A 21,394-nucleotide genomic window follows, 5' to 3' on the forward strand; every position below is an offset into this window, starting at 1 on the left:
GATCTCTATGACGCCGGCCAGCCGTTCCTCCGCAAAGCCGGTAAAGCGCCGCCCCAAAGACCGCAAGGCGCAGATCGCCCGGGCCGCCTCAGACGCTTTCAGCGAGCTCGGCTACCACGCGGTCAGCATGGAAAACATCGCCGCTCGCGTCGGGGTCTCGGCGGCGGCGCTCTACCGGCACTCGCACGGCAAATACGACCTGTTCCGCTCCGCGGTCCTTGAACTCGGGCAGCGGCTCGTAGACGCCACGGAGTTCGCCGATCACCTGCCCGACGACGCCGATCCTGGGGAGACGCTACGTGCACTGATCGGATCGCTGATCGACACCGCGATTGTGAACCGCACCGCGGGGGGACTTTACCGGTGGGAAGGTCGCTACCTGCACGCCGAAGACCAGAGAGTGTTGTCCGAGCAGGTCAAGCTGGTCAACCGGCGTCTGCAGCGGCCGTTGATCAGCCTCCGGCCCAAACTGCAATCACGGGAGCGTTGGGTGCTCTCGGTGGCGGCGCTGAGTGTCGTCGGCAGCATCACCGACCATCGTTCCCGGCTGGGCGACGGCGAGATTCGGGCGACGTTGGCCGACATCGCGGCCGCCGTGATGAGGTCCGACGTGCCGGTGCCACCGGCCAGCAGGCCGAAATCCCAACGGGCAGCGACGATTACGAGCGCGGTCGGTAGCTACGAATTGCTGTTGCACGAATCGGTCCGGTTGTTCAACGAACGGGGGTTCCGCGAAACCGGTATGGAGGACATCGCCACGGCTGTGGGCATACCGGTAGCGAGCATCTACCAGTACTTTCCGAGCAAGGCCGCGATACTGGCAGTCGCATACCGGCGCGGCGCCGACCAAGTCTCCGGTGACCTGTCCACTATTTTGGCCGCAGGCGGTGATCCGGAGCACTCGCTCACGCAGCTGATCGATGCCTTCGTCACGCGTTCGTTCGCCAACCCAGAATTGGCCCGTGTCTACTACACGGAGCGCAACAACCTGCCCGACACGGACGCGGTACTCCTCTACAACATCAACCGCTCCACCGTCGAGTCCTGGGCCCGGCTGGCCGTAGCGGCGCGACCCGACCTAACGCTCGGCCGCGCTCGATACGCCGTACACGCTGCGCTCGCACTCGCCGTCGACATCGGCCAGCTCGTGATGCCCGGCCCGAGCGAGCCCGCACGCATGACGGTGCGCCGCCTGATGGAAATCACGTTGCTTGGCGAATCTGACACAACTCCCCGCAAGGCCGCTAGGGGCGGGACGCAACGCCGCTGAGTCCACGGGGATGCACGCCGACTTCAGGTCGGAATGACGCTGCACTTGTTCTGGCGTCACTAAAGCGTGACGGCACGCCAGGCTGTCCCTAACACCATGCCGCTCAGGAAAACCTCTCGACCGGATGAATGGCTCCATGGCAACGAACGCTACCCAATATCTCGAATCGTGATTAACATAGTCGCCATCCGTACCGGGCGTCACGGACTCTCCACCTTGCTCTTGCGCCGACGCGCCCGGGGGAGGTTGCCGCGCGAAAGGCACGCCGATGCTGCACAGGCTTCGCCAACTACTGGACTACCAGTTGACGATCGCCGAGCTACTGGGCCTGGCCGTCCTGCTGGGCACGCCGTATCTGATCGTGGGCGTGATCTGGTCGTCCACCCATACGAGCCATCTACGTGACATGCACGGGATCGATTTGGTGGTGTCCTTTCTCGGCTCAATCGTGTCCTGGCCCGTGCTGCTGTTTGCCAACGTCTGCATGACGTAAGAATCGACATGACTAGACGCGGGCCCCTGGTTTTCTCGGTGGCCATAGTGGCCTTGGCCGCAGGACTTTTCGCGCTGCGCTTTCCGGTCTTCATCGACGCGTACGACCAGTACGGCTGGCAAGTCAAGTGCGGCAGCGGATTCACCACCGACCTGACCCAAGCGTCGAGTGCCGACAACGGACCAGATCATGTGGTCCGATCAACCGGCGCCTCGCGCTCGAATTACGTTGCACGATGTGATGACGCGCTGACGATCCGGCGCGCGTGGGCAATCCCCACGGCAGCCTTAGGCGGCCTCACACTGACATGGCTGGCCACGATGGCACTCGCACACGACCGGCGGCGCACCGAAGTCGTTACTGATCATCCAATGGCTGACCACCTGCGTGATCCGTGATCTCCCACGGAGAACAGATGGCGATGATCGCGCCGGCGCGACAGCCCGGTCCGCTGGCAAAACCACCTACCGTGTGCTCTCGTCAGGCAGGTCACGCCGGGACTGGTGCAATCCCGGGGCGTCCGGGTCATCGTCCTGGTGATCCAGTTGCTCCTGCAACTTGCGCTGTTCCTCGGTCGCCTGCCTGGCGTCCTCGGGGGCGGGTGATGGGTCGAAATTGACTTGCTGGTCCACGTGGGATCTCCTCTGAGCGTCTGCGTGCTCCAGTCAGGGTCTCCCGAATCCCACGCACCGAAACCTGTCGGCTGTCCGTGGCCGGCTAGCCGAGGTGCGCGGACAGCAGCCAGGCCCCCATCGACTTGCGGCCGTTGCCCTCGTCGCGGATGTTTGCACCCCCGAAGGCCTGGAAGCCTTCCAGGAAGCTGTCGGGCACGTTGGCGTGAATCCGGGCCGGCCGTATGTCGTCAACCACCCAGTATTTGGAGACCACGTCCCGTAGCTCGTCCTCGGTGACCGCGTTGACCGGGCCGTCGGCCGGCATGCCCGCGCGGTCGAAGACGAGCACGAAGTAGGAGGCGCCCGGCGCGGCGGCACGCACAATGGACTGCTGATAGCCCTCGCGCAACTCGACGGGCATCGAGTGAAAAAGGGTGCTGTCGACGATGGTGCCGAAGCGCCCGTCGTAACCGCCGAAAGCACTGATGTCGGCGACGTCGAACGTGGCATTGGCCAGGCCGCGCCTGGCGGCCTTCTCGCGTGCCAGTTTGATGGCGGTGGGTGACTGGTCCAGGCCCACCGTGGTGAATCCGCGCTCGGCGAGGAACAACGACACCGCCGCCTCCCCGCACCCCGCATCGAGCACGTCGCCATGGAACTTGCCGGCCTCGATGAGGGCCGCGATCTCCGGTTGCGGCTCGCCGATGCTCCACGGCGGCCGATTGCCTTCACCCATCTCGGGGGCCTCGCCCCGGTAGGCGGATTCGAACATATCTTGAGTCGGCTGAGACATACGACCCTTTATATCAACGCGCCTGATATATGTCAACGACCCTGATGCGTGCCAATCCGGACTTACCCGAGGGTCGCCGTCAGGTAACCGGAGTCTTCGCCGAACGAAGCCAGCTCGTCATCGGGCACCTGGAACCCATGGGCGGCGAAGGCCTGGTCGGTTGTCCGGATGTCGACGCGCCAGCCATGCCCGGCCAGGTACTCGGCCGCGGTGTTGCGGTCGCCGGTGTAGAAGAGTTCGGCCAGGTTGATCTTGGAGCCGAGACGCTGCGACCGTTCGGTCAGCTTCTGCGCCCAGTCCGACGGAATGTTGCGCAGATCCATGTGCTCGGTGGCGATCCGGCTGCCCGTCGCCGACAAGGCGACGATGTTGTCGAACAAGCGGTCCTGCGCCTCGGGCGGTAGGTAGACCAGCAGGCCTTCGGCGCTCCAGGCCGTCGGCGCCGTCGCGTCGAGTCCGGCCTCGACCAGCGCGGCCGGCCAGTCCTCGCGCAGGTCGATCGCCACCGTGCGGCGCTCAGCGGTGGGTGCGGCACCCAGCTCGGCCAGTACCCGCGTCTTGAACTCGATCACCTCGGGCTGGTCGATCTCGTAGACAATTGTTCCCGCCGGCCAGGCCAGCCGATAGGCCCTGGTGTCCAGTCCGGACGCCAGAATCACCGCCTGACGAATACCGGATTCGGTTGCCTGCGTGAAGAAGTCGTCGAAGTAGCGGGTGCGCACCGTAATCTGTTCGTTCACGGCCCGGCGGTTCAGCAGGGGATCGTCGGACCGGTCGACCTCGTGATCGATGAGCTTGACGAAGACGTCGCTGCCTACGGCGCGAACCAGGGGATCGGCGAAGGGGTCGTTCAGCAGGGGGTCCGGCCCCTGCGAGGCGATCGCCCGTTGCGCGGCGACCGCCGTCGCGGTCGCTCCGACGCTGGAGGCCAAATCCCACGTGTCGTTCTCGGTGCGGGCCACTACCCGCCTCCTCCCCGCTATTAGTTAGCTCATTTAAGCGACTAAGCCCACTCTACGCTTCCTGGACCGACCATTCGCCGATGCGCCCGGGGGTGACGAAGGCGCGACGACGTGTTGAGATCAGGTATGGCCGACGACATCGAATTGAGCCCGAGGGACTGGGTACGCGAGCAGACCGAGCAGATCTTGAAACAGGGCACGACCGATGGGGTCGAGATTCTCGATCGGCCCGTCGTCCTGGTGACGGTCACCGGGGCGAAGTCCGGCAAAAAGCGTTACGTGCCAATGATGCGCGTCGAGAGCGAGGGTCGTTACGCGATGGTCGCGTCGAAAGGCGGCGCCCCCGCGCATCCGTCGTGGTATTTCAATCTGAAAGCCAATCCCGAGGTCACGTTGCAGGATGGCGAGAGGGCCGTCGCGCTGAGGGCACGCGAGCTCGCGGGGTTGGAGCGCGAGCAGTGGTGGAAGCGGGCCGTCGAAGCCTATCCGCCCTACGCGGAATATCAGACCAAGACGACGAGGCAGATACCGGTCTTCGTGCTGGAGTAATGAACCGCGCGTCAACCTGTTTCGGTAAATAGCGCCGCCGGATATTTCACCGCCGCCCACGGCAAAAGATTTGCATTCGATATGCGGGCGGGCCGTCAGGTTGCGAGCCGCTTGACTGCCCCATACGTTCGATATGCATAAGGCCGTACACGCCTGGCACAACAACGACGTTTGTGGCGATCAGAAATTACCAGTGCCACAGGGCTTTACATCGCAACGATCCGGGCGCATCACGGGCTGATATCCGGCGCGCTTCCTCATGCACATCTCCAGGGAGGGCCGATGCAACACGCCGGGACGGCGGGTCGACAAGACTCCGAAACAGGTCAATCAACTCGAGCTGACCGGTGGGGTGCGGCCATGCAATATGACTTGCCGGCCTCGTTTGTGGTTTTCCTGGTGGCGCTTCCGTTGTCACTCGGGATCGCGATCGCCTCGGACGCGCCAGTACTATCCGGCTTGATAGCGGCGATCGTCGGCGGGATCGTCGCCGGGTGTATCGGCGGATCACCGTTGCAGGTCAGTGGTCCGGCCGCTGGGCTCACGGTGGTCGTCGCCGACCTGGTCTCCCAGTTTGGCTGGGCGGTAACCTGTTTGATCACGGTGATCGCGGGAGGACTGCAGGTCATGCTGGGAATCAGCCGGATTGCGCGCGCCGCCTTGGCGATCTCACCGGTTGTCGTGCACGCCATGCTGGCCGGCATCGGAATCACCATCGCGCTGCAGCAGGTGCACGTATTGCTGGGCGGCGAATCGCAGAGCTCGGCCTGGACAAACGTCATCGGCCTGCCTGCGCAGATCGTCGGCGCGCACCTGCCGGGGCTCGTGCTGGGCCTGCTCGTCATCGCCATTCTGATCGCCTGGCGGCGGGCGCCGGCGCGATTGGCCAAGATCCCTGGCCCACTGATCGCCATCGTCGTCGTTACGATCATGTCGGTCACGTTGCCGTTCAACGTATCCCGCATCAGGTTGGAAGGCTCGGTGCTGGAGGCGCTGCAGCTGCCGCAACTCCCGGATGGGAATTGGGGGGCCGTCGTGATCGCGGTGATCACTGTCACGCTGATCACCAGCGTTCAGAGCCTGCTGACCGCGGTCTCGATCGACCGCATGCACACTGGGCAGCGCACCGATTTCAACCGCGAGCTGATCGGACAGGGCGCGGCCAACATGGCGTCCGGCGCAATCGGCGGGCTTCCCATCGCCGGCGTGATCGTGCGCAGCGCGGCTAATGTCAACGCGGGAGCCAAAACCCGTGCCTCGACGATCATGCACGGGGTCTGGATTCTGCTGTTTGCCGTCCCGTTCGCGGGATTGGTCGAACAGATCCCGACCGCGGCGCTCGCCGGCTTGCTCATCGTCATCGGTATCGAGCTGCTCAAGCCTGCGCACATCGAGACAGCCTTGCGCAACGGCGATCTCATGGTCTATCTGGTGACCATTGCCGGTGTCGTTTTCCTGAACCTGTTGCACGGCGTCATGATCGGGCTGGCCGTGGCGATCGTGGTGACCGGATGGCGGGTGGTTCGGGCCAGGGTGGAGGCCAGGCATGTGGGCGACGAATGGCATGTGTTCATCGAAGGGGCGTGCACGTTCCTGGCCCTGCCCCGGCTGACGGGTGTTCTCGCGACGATCCCCGAACGCACCAGGGTCACCGTCCACCTGACGGCCAACTACCTCGATCACGCTGCCCACCAAGCCATCAGCGACTGGCAGCGTCGGCACTGTGCCACGGGGGGAGCGGTGACGGTTGACAGCGGACCGATGGAATCCTATGGGGGCGTGCGTAAGCCGTCCAAGGCCAACCGTCGCGCGGTTCACCTCAGCTTGGTCGAAGCGGACACTGGCTAGCTCCGTCGCCACGCTCAGGACGCGTAGGCCGTAGGGTTCCGCTACGTCAGGTCGGCGGCGATCCGCTTCAGCACGGCAAGGTGATCATCGACGGTCGCCAGCCCGGCGTTCATCGTGTTGACCGACAAGTGAGTGGCGCCCGCGGCCCGCCAGGCCGCGATGTCGGCGGCGGTCTTTTCGCGGTCGCCGGTCCAGCTCACGCGACCTTCCATGCCAAGGCTTTCCGCGTCGCGGCCGGCGGCCGCGGCCGCGCGCCGCACCTGTTCTCTCGCGTGGTCGAGCCCGCGGCCGGGAGCCGTCATCGGGAACCAGCCGTCCGCAAGCCGGCCCGCACGTTCCAGTCCCCGGTCGGAGGCCGCGCCGATCCACACGGGAATCGGGCGCTGGGTGGGCAACGGGGCCAGCCCCGCCGCGGTCACCGTGTGGTACTGCCCGTCGAACGTGACCGATCGTTCGGTCCACAACCGGCGCAACAGCTCGAGCTGCTCCTCGGAGCGCTTGCCGCGATTGGTGAACTTCTCGCCCAGCGCCTCGTATTCGACCGCGTTCCAGCCCAATCCGACGCCGAGCCGGAACCGGCCGCCGGTGAGCAGATCCACCTCGGCGGCCTGCTTGGCCACCAGCGCCGTCTGTCGCTGCGGCAGGATGATGACGCCGGTGACGAGCTCGAGCGACGTGATCGCGGCCAGGTAGCCGAACATGACGAACGGCTCATGAAATGTCGAGTCGATGTCGTAGGGGCCGTCCCACCCCTGGTGCACGTTCGGGTCGGCGCCCACCACGTGGTCGTAGGCGAGGATGTGGGTGAATCCGAGTCCTTCGACGCCCTCGCCGTACGCGCGCACGACCGCGGGGTCTCCGCCGAGCTCGGTTTGCGGGAACACAACTCCTATGCGCATTGGCGGTGCAACCAAGCCGCAGCGGAATTGCTTCCCGCGCGCGATGAAAAAGTCTGGGACGGTGCCGTCTTCGCGCCTCTCGGCAAGTGGTCGCTCGAAGCGACGGTTTTGAGGTGGTACCCGGGGGAATGTCCGACACCGTCGGGTCCTTCAACGAAGGGTGCCGCCCGAATATTTCGCCGAGACCCGATGATGGTCGGGTGACAACGAAAAAGATCAGGGACGCGCTGCGGATCGGTGACTTCGAGCCGACGTTCGAAGCCGAGCTGACCGCGCGCTACGAGATTCCGAAGCTCCCCGACGGCCCGGGGCGAGCCGATTTCCTGGCCGAGCACGCGGCCGACGTTCGGGTGGTGCTCACGTCGGGGTCGCCCGGCGTCGACGCCCACACGATCGCGGCGCTGCCCCACCTGGAGGCGATCGTCAACAACGGCGCCGGGGTAGACCTGATCGACCTGCCGGCGGCGCGGCGTCGCGGCATCGGCGTCAGCAACACCCCCGACGTGCTGTCGGACACCGTGGCCGACACCGCCCTGGGCCTGATCCTGATGACGCTGCGCCGTTTCGGGGCCGCCGACCGCTACGTGCGGGCGGGCAGCTGGGTGCGCGACGGCCCATTCCCCTACGCCCGCGACGTCAGCGGCCTGCAGGTCGGGATCTTGGGCCTGGGCCGCATCGGTTCGGCCATAGCGGCCAGGCTGGCCGGATTCGACTGCGCCATCGCCTATCACAACCGCCATCGCATCGACGGATCGCCGTACCGCTATGCCGACTCACCCTTTCAGCTGGCCGAATCGGTCGACGTCCTCGTCGTGGCCACCACGGGCGACCCCAACGCGCGCCATCTGGTCGACCGAAGCGTCCTCGAAGCGTTGGGGCCCGAGGGTTACCTCGTCAACATCGCGCGCGGCAGCGTCGTCGACCAGGACGCGCTGGTGGAGTTGCTGGCCGGCGGTGCCCTGGCCGGCGCGGGGCTGGACGTCTTCGTCGACGAACCCCACGTGCCGGCCGAGCTGTTCGACATGGACAACGTGGTGCTCTTCCCACACATCGGCAGCGCCACCGCAAGGACTCGCAGGGCGATGGCGCTGCTGGCGATCCGCAACCTGGAGACTTACCTCGACACCGGTGAGCTGGTGACACCGGTGCTGCGACCGCGCAAGTGACAGCGGGGGTGCGCCTCTGTCAGATGCCTCACACCAGATGGTCCGGCACCCGATTAACGGGTACTAGGCCATCCACCATGAGTGACACGACCCAACGCCAGCTCGGAGACACCGACAGTCCCATCGAGGACGAGCTCGAGGATGCCTTCAGCAGGATGCTCAGCGAGGGCACCCAGCGTCTGCACCGCACCTGACGCGGCGTGTTGGTCACCGGCTTTTTCGGCGGGACCGAGGTGGGGATCGGAGTGCTCGCCTACCTGTCGGTGCTGGACGCGACACACCGGCCACTGTTGGCCGGATTGGCTTTCTCGATCGGCTTCCTGGCCCTGCTTCTGGGCCGCAGCGAGCTGTTCACCGAGGGCTTCATCATTCCCGTCGTGACCGTGGCCGCCAAACGCGCCAGCTTCGGGCAGCTGGCCAAGCTGTGGGGCGGCACCATGCTCGCCAACCTCGTCGGCGGTTGGGTGATCATGTGGCTGATCATGACCGGTTTCCCCGAGCTGCACGCCCAGACCATCGAGTCCGGCACCCATTTCGCCACCGCGCCGGTGTCGGCGCAGAGCATGGTCCTGGCGATCCTCGGCGGCATGGTCATCACGTTGATGACCCGGATGCAGCACGGCACCGATTCCGTGCCGGCCAAGATCGCCGCGGCCGTCGCCGCCGCGTTCCTGCTCGCCGGGCTGCGGTTGTTCCACTCGATTCTTGATTCGCTGCTGATCTTCGGCGCGCTGGTCACCGGGAACGCGCCCTTCGGTTACCTGACTTGGCTGGGCTGGTTCGGCTACACCGTGGTGGGCAACATGATCGGCGGGCTGCTGTTCGTGACCTTGCTGCGGCTGCTGCGCAGCAAGGATCGGCTCGAGGAGGAACGCGCAGACGCCGAGTCGCTTTGATCCTCAAAGCAGTTGCGGCATAACCTCACTCGCCAGCAGTTCAAGGTGCGCCAAATCGGTTAGGTCCAGCAGCTGGGTGTAGACGCGTTGCACGCCGAGGAGTTTCCACGCGCCCAAGTTGTCCACGATTTCCGCGGGAGTGCCGACCAGCGGGCTGTTCGAGCGCAGCTCGTCGAGGTCGCGGCCGATCGCGGCGGCGCGGCGGGCCACCTCACGGTCGTGACGGCCGGCGCAGAGCACGAACGCGCTCGAGTAGACCATCGAGCCGGCCGGTCTGCCCGCCTCGGCGACGGCGTCCGCTACCCGCTGAAATTGCTTCTCGGCCACGTCTATCGGCGCGAACGGGATGTTGAACTCGGCCGCGTACTTCGCCGCCAGTTGCGGGGTGCGGTTGGCACCGAGACCGCCGATCACAATCGGTGGATGCGGGTGCTGCGTCGGTTTGGGCAGGGCCGGCGACCCGGTGATGGTGTAGTAGTCGCCGGCGTAGTCGAAGGTCTCTCCAGGTTTCGTCGTCCACAGCCCGGTGACAATGGCGAGCTGTTCACTGAGCCGGTCGAACCTCTCCCGCAGCGGGGGAAAGGGAATCCCGTATGCCTGGTGCTCCTTCTCGAACCAACCGCTGCCCAGGCCGAATTCGACGCGCCCCGCGCTCATGTCGTCCACCTGCGCCACCGCGACGGCCAGCGGACCCGGATAGCGGAACGTTGCGGAGGTCACCAGGGTGCCCAGCCGGATGCTTGACGTCTCCCTCGCGATCGCGCCCAGGGTCACCCACGAGTCGGTGGGACCCGGCAGTCCGTCGCCGCTCATCGCCAGGTAGTGGTCGGACCGAAAAAACGCCGCGAAGCCCAGCTGCTCAGCGGTTTGGGCTACGGCGACCTGATCGGCGTAACCGGCGCCCTGTTGCGGTTCGATGAAGGCACGGAATTCCATAGGATCCCTCTGTATGTCGTTGTACGGCAACCCGATTCCGAACGTGTACCCGCCTGTGGCCAAAGCGAGACGCGAACGGGTTTAGCACCCCACCCGCACTTGGGTATGCCCTTAGCATGACCTCACTACTTCCACCCAGGGTCGTGACGCCCGCGCGATTGACCTGCGCCGGCTCCGCCGACGCGGTCACGGCGGCGGGAATGCGCCGTGCCCTGCGCCGGTGGCTCCAGGAAGTGACCGAGGCCCCGGCCGAGGTGCGCGACGACATCATTCTGGGCGTCAACGAGGCGCTGGCCAACTGCGTCGAGCACGCATACCGCGCCCAGAACACGGTCGGCACCATGAAACTGCAGGCCAGCTACGATCCTGCCGCCCAATCGATCAGCGTTTGTGTCAGCGATCGTGGATCCTGGCAGCACCCCTCCCCGCAGCGGCTCAACGATCCGCGGCGATCCCGCGGCCTGATGCTGATGCATGCGCTCGCCGACCACTGCACCATCAACGCCCGGCCGAACGGCACGACGGTGTACCTGGACTACTCCACCAGGCCCTAGCTCACACGCCGACGGCGCGCTCGAGGTCCTTCAACGAGGTCTCCAAGTGGCCCAGCAGCCGCTGAAGGTGCGGGACGCTGCGGCGGCAACCCACCAGACCGAAGTCGAGGTTGTCGGCGTTGTTGGTGACCGTGATGTTGACCGCCTGCCCGTCGAGCGGGATGGACAGCGGATAGTTGCCGTCCAACCGGGCGCCACGCCAGTACAGCGGCTCGGAGGGACCGGCCGAGACGTTGGAGATGACGATGTTGAAGGGCGGTGAGGCCGCCGACAGGTACCCGGGGATCAGCCCGAAGAACAGGCCGCCGATATTGAACGCCGACAGGGCCAGTTGCTGGACCGGTGGCAGTTGCTGGAATACCTCTTTGGTGTCGCGGATCGACGTGCTGACGATCTCCAGGCGCCGCCCCGCGTCATCGAGGTCGGTCGCGAGGTTGCACAGGAACGTTCCGACCAGGTTGCCGCCGCGGTCGTCGTCGGTCTTGCGCAGATTGACCGGCACCATCGCGGTCAGCGGCGCGTCGGGCAGGGCATCCTGGTCCAGCAAGTAGGCCCGCAGCGCCCCGGAGCACATGGCGAGCACGACGTCGTTGACCGTCACCCCGGCCGCCGACTTGATCGCCTTGATCCGGTCCAGCGACCAGGACTGCGCGGCCACCCGCCGGGCACCGCCGATCCGGACGTTGAACATGCTGCGCGGCGCCCGGAACGGCAGGGTCAGTTGCTGTTCGAGCAGCGCCGCCCGGGCCAGCTTCAGCGTGGATGGCGCCAAGGCGAGCGCCGACCCCGCCGTGCGGCCGGCACGCTCGAGCAGCGACTGGGTTTTCTGACCCTTGCTGCGTTTGCGCGGCCCCAGGGTCCACGGGACGCGCACCTCGTCGTCGTGCGGGTCGGGGGTGAACGCGCGCTGCACCAGCCGCATCGCGGATACGCCGTCCATCAGGGAGTGGTGGTACTTCGTGTACACGGCGTACCGGCCGTCCTGGAGCCCCTCGACGAGGTGGGCTTCCCACATCGGGCGGTGACGGTCGAGCAGGCTGCCGTGCAGCCGGGACGCCAGCTCCAGCAGATCGCGGACCCGCCCCGGTTCCGGGAGCGCCGAGCGGCGCAGGTGATAGTCGAGCTCGACGTCGTTGTCGAACGACCACGCGAGGTTGGTCAGTCCGCCGAAGAAGGCGGGGTGCTTGCGGAACAGTGGCTGCACGTCAGTGCATTCGAGCATGGCCTGATAGGCCTCACGCACGAAATGGGGCCCGGCGTCCTCGGGCGGCTCGAAAAGCTGAAGCGATCCCACGTGCATCGGGTGCTCGCGGGACTCCCCGATGAGGAACAGCGCATCCGTCGGCGATATCGGTTCCATGGTCAACCCCGTTCATTTCGCTGCACCGTCCGCGCGGTACACGCCCATCTCCTAGTAGCCGCGGTGAGCGTTTGCTAATCCCGAAAGGCGATTCCGAATCCGGTCCCGGGCCGAAGGGCTTGCGGGCGCCGTCGTTTGGGTACATGGATGCGAACACTGGCGCACGGGGAGTTGAATGTCGGCGGGTTTGGAGTGTCCGAAACGGATGGAGTTCGGACCGTGCGGCGGGGTGCGACCCGACGGCCAATGCGAGATGCGGCCGGGTGCGTGCGCGTTCGACGACGTGGTGGCGTGGTCAGGCCCTCAACCCGCGGCGCGTCCCGCTCGTGCGCCGTTGGTGCTCACCGACTTCAGTTGCTCCCCGTTCGATCGCCGCGACGTCGCGGCGACCGCGGCCGCGCTGGCGCCCGGATGCGATGCCGTCCTCGTCGGGGAGCATCAGAACAAGCCCGATTTCCCGCCGACGCTCATGGGGTCACTGCTGCTCGACGCCGGCGTGACGCCGTGGATCACGCTGTCGTGCCGAGACCGCAACCGCGTGCTGCTCGAGCAGGAACTACGGGGGTTGCGCAGCATCAACGTGGAGACGGTGTTGTGCGTGACGGGCGACGGGCGCGGCTATGACGTGCGTCCGGACGTCACGCAGACCTTCGACCTCGACGGTCCCCGCCTGGCCTCGCTGGCCGCTTCGACGGGCGTGGTCGCCGCGGTGCCCGAAACGCCTACCGCCCCGCCCGTACACGCCCGGCCCGCCCGGTTGGTCGAGAAACAACGGGCAGGAGCGAGCCTGGCGGTCCTCAACCACGTGCCCCGTCCGGAGATCGTCGCCGACTTCATGACCATGGCGCGGGCCGTGGGTCTGGCGATCCCGGTGATCGCGGCGGTCGCAGTGTTCACCGACAACGCCTCCGCGGCGGTGCTAGAGGGCTTGCCCGGCCTGAAACTCGATCAGGCGGTGACGGAGCGGGTATTGGGCGCGCCGGATCCGGTGGCCGCGGGGATCGCGGCGGCGGTGGCCGAGGCCCGCGCGCTGCTCTCGATCGAAGGCGTCGACGGAGTCAACGTGTCGGGTCTGGCGTCCGCGTCGGGCGGGCGCGCGGGGGCGGAAATCAAGGCGGAGGTCGGTCGTCGAATAAGGGTGGGGGCGTCGTCGTGACAGAAGCGATGGAGGCAGAGTTCGACACCGTCGCCGAGTGGACGGCGCAAGTGGCGGCCGACCTCGGGCCGGACTATTACGTGCCCGCCGGTTGCCGGGGCAGCGGCAGTCCGGCCGCCCTCGACTGGTTGATAGCGGAGATGGCCCTGGCGCCCGGTGCCACGTTGCTGGACTCCGGGGCGGGCGTCGGGGGCCCCGCGGCCTACGCGGCCCGAGAGCGCTCGGTGCGGCCGGTACTCGTCGAGCCGGAGACGGGTGCATGCCGCGCGGCGAAGAAGTTGTTCGGCTTCCCGGTGGCGTGCGCGGTGGGGTCGGCCCTACCGGTGGCGGACTCGAGCTTCGACGCCGCGTGGGCACTTGGCGTGTTGAGCACGACACCGGATCACCTCGCGGTGCTCGAGGAGCTGCGCCGCGTCGTCCGGCCGGGCGGCCGGATCGGTCTGCTCGTCTTTCTATCCCACGGGAACGAAGCGAACGAGACGTTGGACGGCAACCATTTCCCGACGCCCGCCGGGCTAGTCGAGCTGGTTCGGCGCGCGTCGCTGCACGTCGAGGAACGGCTCGGCACCACCGACCTGCCGCCGATCTCCGACGCGTGGAACGAGCGGGTCGACGCCGTGACGGACGCCCTGAGCGACCGGCACGGGCACACGGAGGCCTGGCAGTTGGCCGAACGCCAGAGTGCGCAGATCGGGCGGTTGCTCGACAAGGGGACGCTGACCAGCGAGCTGCTGGTGCTGCGGCACGAGTGAGAATCCGTTACGCCGACTCGCGGAAGGCGGCGGTGATCTCGGCGACCCTCGGGTCGACCCGTAGCTCCTCCAGCGTCTCCGGGAGCGGGAGCCGCCAGTTCGGGTACTCGTCGATCGTGCCCGGCAGATTGGGCTGCCGAGGTTCGGCCAACACGTCGTAGGGCGAAATCAACTTCAGGCGGCTCGGCGTCGCCGCCAGCAACCGGTGCATCGCGGTGATGATCGCCGCCTCGTCCGGATCCGGACCGGTCAGCAGCCCCTCGGACCGCAGCAGCTCCAGCCACTCCGCCCGCTCCTTGTCGGCCACCGACTGCTCGCCCGCCACGTCGTCGAGCAGCCCGAGGTCGGCGCGGGCGCGCACATGCTCGGCACGCAGGAAGCCCGCGGCCGTGGGCAGGTCGTGGGTGGACAGGCTGGCGGCGGCCCGCGACGGCCATTGCGCCGGCCTCAGCAGCGGTTCCCCCGGGGCGGACTCGTCGCGGGTGAACCAGGACACCGCGCACCCCAGCATCCCGTTGTCGGCCAGCGCCTCCGTCACCTCCGGTTCGACGGTGCCGAGGTCCTCCCCGACGACGGTGGCGCCGGCCCGGTGCGCCTCGAGCGCGAGGACGGCGAGCATGACGTCGGCGTCATAGTGCACGTAGGTGCCGCGATCCGGGCCGTCGCCCGGCGGAATCCACCACAACCGCCACAGGCCGGCGACATGGTCGATCCGCAGACCGTCGGCGTAGGTCACGACGGCGCGCAGCATGTCGCGCAGGGCGGCGTAGCCGGTGGCGGCCAGGCGGTCGGGGCGCCACGGCGGCAGCCCCCAGTCCTGCCCGCGGGGAGTGAAGTTGTCGGGCGGCGCCCCGACACTCACCCCGGTGGCGAGCACATCGGCAAGCGCCCATGCGTCCGCGCCCTCGGCGTCGACTCCGACGGGGAGGTCGTGCAACACCCCCAGGGTCATTCCGGCACTTCGCGCGGTGTCGCGCACGGCGAGCAGCTGCTCGCCGCAGCGCTGCTGCACCCAGGCGTGGAACACCACCCGGGGCGCCAGCTCCCGCCGTGCCGCCGCGACGGCCGGCCCGGCGACGTCACGCAGCGGCTCCGGCCAGCGGCTCCACCGGCCACCGTGCCGCTCGGCCAGCGCGCAGTACGTGGCCCAGTCGCGCAGGCCGGTGCCGGCGGCCGATTCGTCCAGCGGACTGGGCCGGCCCTCGGCGCGCCAGAGCAGTTCCAGCGCCGACCGCTTGGCCGCCCACACGAGGTCGTGGTCGATCCGTTCGGTCGTTGCGGACACCCGCAGCGCATCCACCTCGGCGCGGGTGTCCGGGTCGGCCCGGCGGTAGGCGTCCAGGTCCTCCACGCGCAGCGCCAGCGGGTTGGCGAACCGCCGGCTGGAGGGGGTGTAGGGCGACGGCTGCACCGGATGCGTCGGCCCGGGGGCGCTGAGCGGGTTGAGCAGCACCGCGCCGGCACCGTGCTCGGCGACGGTCCAGTTCATGAACTCCCGCAGGTCGCCCAGGTCACCGATACCCCAGGAGCGGGCCGACCGGAGGGCGTAGAGCTGCAGCATCCAGCCCCAGGTGGCCGAGGCGGCAGGCACCTGGGGTGGTGCCGCGACCAGGGTGGCCTCCTGCCCGTCGCGCAGCTGCAGCCGATACCAGCCCGGTGTCAGGTCGCCGGGCAGCTCGTCGCGCACCTCGGTGCGGTCGCCGTCCTCGCTCACCAAGAGGGCCGCTCCGGGCAGCGGCCGGGGCCGTCCGTCCAGGCGCGCGGAAACGGTCGGTGGCAGGGCGCCGGCGCGGTCGCGCTCGGCCAGCTTGGCCAACTCGCGGCGACGCTCGGCCTCGCTGCCGGCGTCGACGTCGAGCAGGCCGAGCACCCGGATCACGACGTCGGCGTCGACCTCGACGGGCTCGCGCCGCTCGTTGCGGTAGGAAGTGGCCACCCCGTGGGCCGCGGCCAACCGACGCAGGTCATCGGGAACCGGCTTCGGATTCGCCATCAGCGCGCCGGCCCGGGTGTGGAGCCGACGGGGGAAATGGGACGACGAGGACGAGGAAGCACATCGCTTATATACCCAAGCCGGGGTTTCTCACACAGGCCGCCGAAAGCCGTTAAGCGGCAGCCGCTTTCGCCTAGTACCCGGTGGCCTGGAAGATGACCCGCCGAGCAATCTGAACCGCGTGGTCGGCGAATCTCTCGTAGAAGCGCCCCAACAGGGTGACATCCACTGCGGCGGCGACACCGTGCGGCCATCCGGGATCCATCAGCACCGCCAGCAATTGGTGGTGCAGTTCGTCCATCGCGTCGTCGTCGCGACGAATCTGTGCCGCTCGACGAGGGTCTTGGGCCAGCAACACTTCTCGGGCGCCGCCCGCCAACTGCTCGGCCACCGCACCCATCTCGGCGACGTGTCGGCGCACGTCCTCCGGCACGGCATTGCGGGGATGGCGCATGCGGGCGATCTCGGCCACGTGCACGGCCAGCGCCCCCATCCGCTGGGCGTCCGCGGCGATCCGAATGCCACTGACCACGGCACGCAAATCGGTGGCCACCGGTGCCTGCAATGCCAGCAGGGCGAACGCGGTCTCCTCGACGCGAGCATTGACGTCGACGAGGTCTCCCTGGCCCGCGATGACCCGTTCCGCCAGCACCAGGTCGACCGTCAGCAGCGCCTGGGTGGCCTGTCCGATCGAGTCCCCGGCCATCGCGCACATCGCCCCGAGTTGTTCGGTGAGCGAGTCCAACCGGTGGTGAAATGCGCTTCTCATGCAATAGAAGTAGGCCGAAACGCGCGAAATAAACGTCGCAGCGTGCATTGTCGCCGATTGCCGAAAAGCGGCCGGCGAAAGCCGTTCGCCCTCTACGCCTTTCGGTCTGACCGGCGGCTACCTGACGTCGTCGGCCAGCTCGCGCGCCTCCCGCTCGCTTTCCACCGCGGGGCCGGACCCGGGCAGCGGCTTCCTGGCGACCTCGGGCGTGAAGAGTAGCGTGACGGCGCCCACCAGTCCGCCGAAGATCAGCATGTAGGCGGGTGCCATGACGTTGCCGGTGCCCGACACCAGCGCCTGGGCGATCAGCGGCGTCGTGCCGCCCACCGCCGATATCGAGATGTTGTACGAGATGGCCAGCGACCCGTAGCGCACGTTGGTGGGGAAGAGAGCGGGCAGCATCGCGGGTGCCGTGCTGTCGAAGCACAGCTCCATCAGCCCGATCAGCAGCACCCCGATGCAGATCACCGGGTAGATGGCGCCGAAGCGGATGAGCAGAAACGCTGGAATGGAACCCACCACCAGCAGCGCGCAGCCCGTCCACATGATCGGTTTGACGCCGATGCGGTCGGACAACGCGGCGACGAGCACCACGGTGACCATCAGGATCGCCAACGTCACCACGATCATCACCAGCCCGGCGGTGTGGCCGACGCGCACGAACAGCTTGAGGTACGTCGGCAGGTAGCCGGTCAACATGAAGTCGGCGACCTGGGAGGTCAGCACCAGAGCCGCGCAGATCAATAGGCCCCGCCACTGATCCACGACGGTGCGCCGAAACTGTTGTTTCCGTCCGCCCGAGGGCTGCGCCCCCTCCGTCGCGTTCTGGTAGGCGGATGACTCCTTGAGCCGCAACCGCAGAAACAGCGCGAACAGGCCGAAGGGCGCGCCCAGCAGCAGGGGGATCCGCCAGCCGTAGGCCAGCATGGCGTCGTCGGGGAGCCAGGTCTGCAGCCCGGTCACCATCATTCCGGCGAGCACGAAGCCGACCAGATTGCCCATCGGCAAGAACCCGACCATCATGCCGCGTTTGTGGTCGGGGGCCTGCTCGACCAGATAGGTCATCGCGCCGACATACTCGCCGCCGGTCGATAAGCCCTGGAATATGCGGGCGATGACCAGCAGGATCGGGGCCCAGATCCCGATGGTGCTGTAGCCGGGCAGCAAACCGGTCACGGTGGTGCTCACCGTCATCATCAGAATGGTGACGACAAGGACCCGGTGTCGTCCGATGCGGTCGCCGAGCGGGCCGAAGATGAACCCGCCGAGCGGGCGCACCACGAACGCCGCGGCCAGCGTGCCGAACGTGGCGATCAGGTGGACGCCGCTGACGCTCTTACCGGGATAGAAAACCTGGGCGATGGTGGTGGCGATGTAGCCGTAGACGCCGAAGTCGTACCACTCCATGAAGTTGCCGATCGCGGTCCCCATGATGGTTTGGCGCATGGCCGGGTCGGCGACCCTGATGTCCTTGCGTGCCCATTTCCTCCGGCGGCCCCGTGCATTCATCGACGGATTGCGTACCCAGAAGTCTCGCGGGCCGAACAAATCACAACTCCCAACCGGCTCTGTCGTCTCCATCGACCGGTGGCCGATCGTAACGGCCACGGCAAGGTCGGCGGGAACTCACTGACCTTTCAGGCTGCCGATGCGAAGCGAGAAATCCTTGGGTGTCGACTGCTCCTGGGGTGTCGACTGCGTGGTGGCCTCAATTTCCTCGACGTAGCGTCGCGGGTCGCGGTCGACGATCGGTAATCCCTCGGTCGTGGGGTGTTCGGCCATGAAATCGCTGTATTGCCGACCCAGCGCTTCGCGGAGGCCGATGGGGGCGGCGCGACGGAAGTCGGACAACCCTTCGCGCTCCTCTTCGGCCATGTGCTCGTCGTTGGCCTCCCGGGTGCGGCCGACGGCCGCCCACCACTGCTCGGTGCCGGCCCGGGCCGCGTTGGCGTCGCGCACCCCGTCGCGAATGTCGTTGTGATCCCCGATGGCGTCGAGCGTCTCGCCCTCGGCGTCGTCGGTGCCCCGCTTCAGCAATTGCGGGTAGAAGATCTTCTCTTCGATGTAGGCGTGCACGTCCAGCTTGTCGGCGAGGGGACGCCACACCCGCTCCAGCGCGCTTTCGTCGGTCGGTGTCTGCGCCTGCAGGTAATCCAGCTGAGCGAACTGTTCGCGGAACCACTCATGATCAGCGAGGATCAACATGGTGATGTCAGCCATCGCGCCGCCCCACCTCCCTCACCGCTACGGTTCGCGGCCATGGTGTCCCATAGCGGCGGGCCAGTCAACCGGCCGGGAATGCTCCAGAAGGGCTGCATACACCGTGCGGATACACTAGGGCACCAGTGTGTCGATCGCCCTTGATCGCACGCCGCAAAAATCCACCACAATCAGAGGTTGTTTTGTGCCTGAGAACCGCAGCGAGCCCGTGAGCCTAGAGCCGCATTTCGACGACGTTCAGGCGCACTACGACCTGTCCGACGAATTCTTCGCGCTCTTCCTGGACCCGACTCGCACCTACAGCTGCGCGTATTTCGAGCGCGAAGACATGACCCTGGAAGAGGCGCAGCTCGCGAAGGTCGACCTGTCGCTCGGCAAACTCGGGCTGCAAGCCGGCCAGACGCTGCTCGACATCGGCTGCGGCTGGGGCACCACCATCGTCCGGGCGCTCGAACAGTACGACGTCAACGTCGTCGGCCTGACCCTGAGCCGCAACCAGCAGGCACACGTGCAGCAGCGCCTGGACCAGCATCCCAGCCCGCGCAGCAAGCGGGCGCTGCTGCAGGGCTGGGAGCAGTTCGACGAAAAGGTGGACCGCATCGTGTCCATCGGCGCCTTCGAGCACTTCGGGCGCGACCGCTATCCCGACTTCTTCAAGATGGCCTACGAGGCGCTGCCCGACGACGGCGTGATGATGCTGCACACCATCATCCAGCCCAGCCAGGAAGAGTTCGAGGAGCGGGGCCTGCCCATCACCATGACCAAACTGCGGTTCATGAAATTCATCATGGACGAGATCTTCCCGGGCGGAGACCTGCCCGCCGCCAAGACCGTCGAAGAGCACGCGACCCGCGCCGGCTTCAGCCTCAAGCTCTACCAGCCGCTGCGCCTGCACTATGCGCGCACCCTCGACACCTGGTCGGCCGCGCTCGAGTCGCGCCGCGACGAGGCCATCGCGATCCAGTCCCAAGAGGTCTACGACCGGTACATGAAATACCTGACCGGTTGCGCCGACCTGTTCCGCGAGGGCTACACGGACGTCGCGCAGTTCACCCTGACCAAGGGCTGACGACCCCGGCTCCCATCCGGGAGGACATAACTGGCCCGGCGGGTCGGTTTATCGGCACCCCGCGCGGGGTAAATCCACGAGCAACAACCTGTTTCGGTGCGCGTCGACCATCGTCGGCGCAAAACCGCAGGGAAGGACTGATCGTGGGTGCCAAGCATCGAATGACCGCGACCCTGGAGCAAAGACCGCGGGCCGGCTCAACCGCGCGGCGCAGGCCGGGTGTCGCCACGATATGCGATGTCGTTTCCGCGTCTACGCTGTGCGCGGCGGCGTGTGCGGTCCTGGTGCTCAACGTCCCACACAGCGAAAAGCGAACGATCGAGGTGAGCCAGGAGCCGCCTGCGGCTGCGCAGCCCGTGCGGCAAGTGGGCACGGTGATCGCCGTGACGGCGGGCTCGGTCACCGCGCGCAGCGCCAACGGGTACACCCAGACCTATCTGGTCACCCCCAACACCACGCTCATCGGTCGCGGCGGCCAATCCGCTGCTGCCGCTACGCATTTCACGCTCAACGACAGTGTTGAGATCGTCGGAACCATTCAGAATGGCACCGTCCTGGCCACCGCGGTGGCCGATCGCAACGCCGGGCGCGGCGACGGGCCGCCGATGGATTACCTTGACGGTCAGATAGTTCCGGTCGGCCGCACCTGAATCCTTCCTGGCGCAAAGATCTGCCGCTCGGCGCCTTCCACGAACAGCCCTGCCGGGCTAGTCTCTGTGCCATCCAGCCAGAGGAGGGCCCATGGGCGAGCAGGAAGTAAAGATGATCATCCTGTCCACCGACGACCTCGATGAGTCGATCCGGTTCTACAGCGAGACTTTGGGCATGCCGCTGAAATTCCGCGACGGGGCGCACTTCGCCGCCCTCGACGGCGGACTGGTAACGCTCGCGCTGGCGACCTCCGTGGACCATCCCATACCCGGTCAGGTCGTCGTCGGCATCAAGACCGCCGACGTCGACGCCGCGGCCAAGGCGGTGGAGGCCAGCGGCGGCGGGATCGTCAAAGCCCCGTACGACGACGCGCACGAACGCCGCGCCGTGGTCTACGACAACAAGGGCAACGGTCTGGTGTTCTACAAACCGCTCGCCCGCTGA

Annotated in this window: 22 protein-coding genes and 1 pseudogene; 13 read left to right on the forward strand and 10 right to left on the reverse strand. The window is 67.1% G+C overall.

Annotation, left to right across the window (positions count from 1 at the left end; genetic code table 11):
* Nucleotides 1–7: 7 nt before the first annotated feature.
* The 3 genes from A5697_RS22640 to A5697_RS22650 all read left to right on the forward strand — a co-directional run bounded on the left by A5697_RS22640 (nucleotide 8) and on the right by A5697_RS22650 (nucleotide 2,161).
* Nucleotides 8–1,270 carry a TetR/AcrR family transcriptional regulator gene (locus A5697_RS22640; RefSeq protein ID WP_068012104.1) on the forward strand — a complete coding sequence of 421 codons (1,263 nt, stop codon included), beginning with the start codon at nucleotides 8–10 and terminating at the stop codon, nucleotides 1,268–1,270.
* 268 nt (nucleotides 1,271–1,538) lie between these two features.
* The gene (locus tag A5697_RS22645; protein ID WP_067946551.1) at nucleotides 1,539–1,763 is read left to right on the forward strand and encodes a hypothetical protein; all 225 of its coding nucleotides are present in this window, start codon (nucleotides 1,539–1,541) and stop codon (nucleotides 1,761–1,763) included.
* Nucleotides 1,764–1,771: 8 nt separating this feature from the next.
* The gene (locus A5697_RS22650; protein WP_068012105.1) at nucleotides 1,772–2,161 is read left to right on the forward strand and encodes a hypothetical protein; all 390 of its coding nucleotides are present in this window, start codon (nucleotides 1,772–1,774) and stop codon (nucleotides 2,159–2,161) included.
* A 66-nt stretch (nucleotides 2,162–2,227) separates the two neighbouring features.
* On the opposite strand, the gene A5697_RS28190 is transcribed toward A5697_RS22650, so the two are convergent.
* The 3 genes from A5697_RS28190 to A5697_RS22660 all read right to left on the reverse strand — a co-directional run bounded on the left by A5697_RS28190 (nucleotide 2,228) and on the right by A5697_RS22660 (nucleotide 4,132).
* The gene (locus A5697_RS28190; RefSeq protein ID WP_197501087.1) at nucleotides 2,228–2,395 is read right to left on the reverse strand and encodes a hypothetical protein; all 168 of its coding nucleotides are present in this window, start codon (nucleotides 2,393–2,395) and stop codon (nucleotides 2,228–2,230) included.
* An 85-nt stretch (nucleotides 2,396–2,480) separates the two neighbouring features.
* Entirely contained in the window at nucleotides 2,481–3,170 is a 690-nt protein-coding gene (locus tag A5697_RS22655) for a class I SAM-dependent methyltransferase (protein WP_067946547.1), read from the reverse strand.
* 62 nt (nucleotides 3,171–3,232) lie between these two features.
* Nucleotides 3,233–4,132, reverse strand: a complete 900-nt coding sequence (locus A5697_RS22660; protein ID WP_068012106.1) for a class I SAM-dependent methyltransferase — start codon at nucleotides 4,130–4,132, stop codon at nucleotides 3,233–3,235.
* Between the two features lie 126 nt (nucleotides 4,133–4,258).
* Here A5697_RS22660 and A5697_RS22665 point away from each other — a divergent pair, with 126 nt between their 5' ends.
* Both A5697_RS22665 and A5697_RS22670 read left to right on the forward strand, forming a co-directional pair.
* Nucleotides 4,259–4,681 (forward strand): nitroreductase family deazaflavin-dependent oxidoreductase, encoded by a 423-nt coding sequence (locus A5697_RS22665; protein WP_067946542.1) that lies wholly within the window; start codon nucleotides 4,259–4,261, stop codon nucleotides 4,679–4,681.
* Nucleotides 4,682–5,041: 360 nt separating this feature from the next.
* Nucleotides 5,042–6,529 (forward strand): SulP family inorganic anion transporter, encoded by a 1,488-nt coding sequence (locus A5697_RS22670; RefSeq protein WP_068012107.1) that lies wholly within the window; start codon nucleotides 5,042–5,044, stop codon nucleotides 6,527–6,529.
* Between the two features lie 41 nt (nucleotides 6,530–6,570).
* Here the strand turns inward: A5697_RS22670 and A5697_RS22675 are convergent, their stop codons facing one another.
* Entirely contained in the window at nucleotides 6,571–7,428 is an 858-nt protein-coding gene (locus A5697_RS22675) for an LLM class F420-dependent oxidoreductase (protein ID WP_067946540.1), read from the reverse strand.
* A 128-nt stretch (nucleotides 7,429–7,556) separates the two neighbouring features.
* Here A5697_RS22675 and A5697_RS22680 point away from each other — a divergent pair, with 128 nt between their 5' ends.
* Both A5697_RS22680 and A5697_RS22685 read left to right on the forward strand, forming a co-directional pair.
* Nucleotides 7,557–8,594, forward strand: a complete 1,038-nt coding sequence (locus A5697_RS22680; RefSeq protein ID WP_197501088.1) for a 2-hydroxyacid dehydrogenase — start codon at nucleotides 7,557–7,559, stop codon at nucleotides 8,592–8,594.
* A gap of 77 nt (nucleotides 8,595–8,671) precedes the next feature.
* Nucleotides 8,672–9,490, forward strand: a pseudogene (locus A5697_RS22685) (formate/nitrite transporter family protein).
* 3 nt (nucleotides 9,491–9,493) lie between these two features.
* On the opposite strand, the gene A5697_RS22690 reads toward A5697_RS22685, so the two are convergent.
* Nucleotides 9,494–10,426, reverse strand: a complete 933-nt coding sequence (locus A5697_RS22690; protein WP_067946535.1) for an LLM class F420-dependent oxidoreductase — start codon at nucleotides 10,424–10,426, stop codon at nucleotides 9,494–9,496.
* Between the two features lie 116 nt (nucleotides 10,427–10,542).
* Here A5697_RS22690 and A5697_RS22695 point away from each other — a divergent pair, with 116 nt between their 5' ends.
* Nucleotides 10,543–10,980 carry an ATP-binding protein gene (locus tag A5697_RS22695; protein WP_067946533.1) on the forward strand — a complete coding sequence of 146 codons (438 nt, stop codon included), beginning with the start codon at nucleotides 10,543–10,545 and terminating at the stop codon, nucleotides 10,978–10,980.
* A 1-nt stretch (nucleotide 10,981) separates the two neighbouring features.
* Here the strand turns inward: A5697_RS22695 and A5697_RS22700 are convergent, their stop codons facing one another.
* Nucleotides 10,982–12,340 (reverse strand): wax ester/triacylglycerol synthase family O-acyltransferase, encoded by a 1,359-nt coding sequence (locus A5697_RS22700; RefSeq protein WP_067946530.1) that lies wholly within the window; start codon nucleotides 12,338–12,340, stop codon nucleotides 10,982–10,984.
* Between the two features lie 205 nt (nucleotides 12,341–12,545).
* Here A5697_RS22700 and A5697_RS22705 point away from each other — a divergent pair, with 205 nt between their 5' ends.
* Together A5697_RS22705 and A5697_RS22710 are read left to right on the forward strand one after the other, a co-directional pair.
* Nucleotides 12,546–13,496, forward strand: coding sequence for a methylenetetrahydrofolate reductase (locus tag A5697_RS22705; RefSeq protein ID WP_369806147.1), 951 nt, complete (start codon nucleotides 12,546–12,548; stop codon nucleotides 13,494–13,496).
* Complete coding sequence (locus A5697_RS22710) at nucleotides 13,493–14,248, forward strand: class I SAM-dependent methyltransferase (RefSeq protein WP_231972147.1); 756 nt, start codon at nucleotides 13,493–13,495, stop codon at nucleotides 14,246–14,248. Before A5697_RS22705 ends, A5697_RS22710 begins: the two co-directional genes overlap by 4 nt.
* Before the next feature lie 7 nt (nucleotides 14,249–14,255).
* Here A5697_RS22710 and malQ read toward each other — a convergent pair whose 3' ends face one another.
* From malQ to A5697_RS22730, 4 genes are all read right to left on the reverse strand, one after another.
* Nucleotides 14,256–16,241 carry a 4-alpha-glucanotransferase gene (gene malQ / locus A5697_RS22715; RefSeq protein ID WP_068012109.1) on the reverse strand — a complete coding sequence of 662 codons (1,986 nt, stop codon included), beginning with the start codon at nucleotides 16,239–16,241 and terminating at the stop codon, nucleotides 14,256–14,258.
* 133 nt (nucleotides 16,242–16,374) lie between these two features.
* Nucleotides 16,375–17,010, reverse strand: a complete 636-nt coding sequence (gene phoU, locus A5697_RS22720) for a phosphate signaling complex protein PhoU (protein WP_067946522.1) — start codon at nucleotides 17,008–17,010, stop codon at nucleotides 16,375–16,377.
* Nucleotides 17,011–17,127: 117 nt separating this feature from the next.
* On the reverse strand, nucleotides 17,128–18,456 hold the full coding sequence (locus tag A5697_RS22725) for an MFS transporter (RefSeq protein ID WP_068012133.1): 1,329 nt from the start codon (nucleotides 18,454–18,456) through the stop codon (nucleotides 17,128–17,130).
* Between the two features lie 180 nt (nucleotides 18,457–18,636).
* Nucleotides 18,637–19,230 (reverse strand): hemerythrin domain-containing protein, encoded by a 594-nt coding sequence (locus tag A5697_RS22730; RefSeq protein ID WP_068012110.1) that lies wholly within the window; start codon nucleotides 19,228–19,230, stop codon nucleotides 18,637–18,639.
* Nucleotides 19,231–19,414: 184 nt separating this feature from the next.
* Here A5697_RS22730 and A5697_RS22735 point away from each other — a divergent pair, with 184 nt between their 5' ends.
* The 3 genes from A5697_RS22735 to A5697_RS22745 all read left to right on the forward strand — a co-directional run bounded on the left by A5697_RS22735 (nucleotide 19,415) and on the right by A5697_RS22745 (nucleotide 21,394).
* Nucleotides 19,415–20,299: a cyclopropane mycolic acid synthase family methyltransferase gene (locus A5697_RS22735; RefSeq protein ID WP_068012111.1), complete on the forward strand. Its 885-nt coding sequence runs from the start codon at nucleotides 19,415–19,417 to the stop codon at nucleotides 20,297–20,299.
* A 161-nt stretch (nucleotides 20,300–20,460) separates the two neighbouring features.
* Complete coding sequence (locus tag A5697_RS22740; RefSeq protein WP_231972148.1) at nucleotides 20,461–20,949, forward strand: hypothetical protein; 489 nt, start codon at nucleotides 20,461–20,463, stop codon at nucleotides 20,947–20,949.
* A 91-nt stretch (nucleotides 20,950–21,040) separates the two neighbouring features.
* A complete protein-coding gene (locus tag A5697_RS22745) occupies nucleotides 21,041–21,394 on the forward strand; it encodes a VOC family protein (protein WP_068012113.1) in 354 nt (117 codons plus the stop codon).

This window comes from Mycobacterium sp. E3251 (assembly GCF_001666835.1).
In the GTDB taxonomy this organism is placed as follows: Bacteria; Actinomycetota; Actinomycetes; order Mycobacteriales; family Mycobacteriaceae; genus Mycobacterium.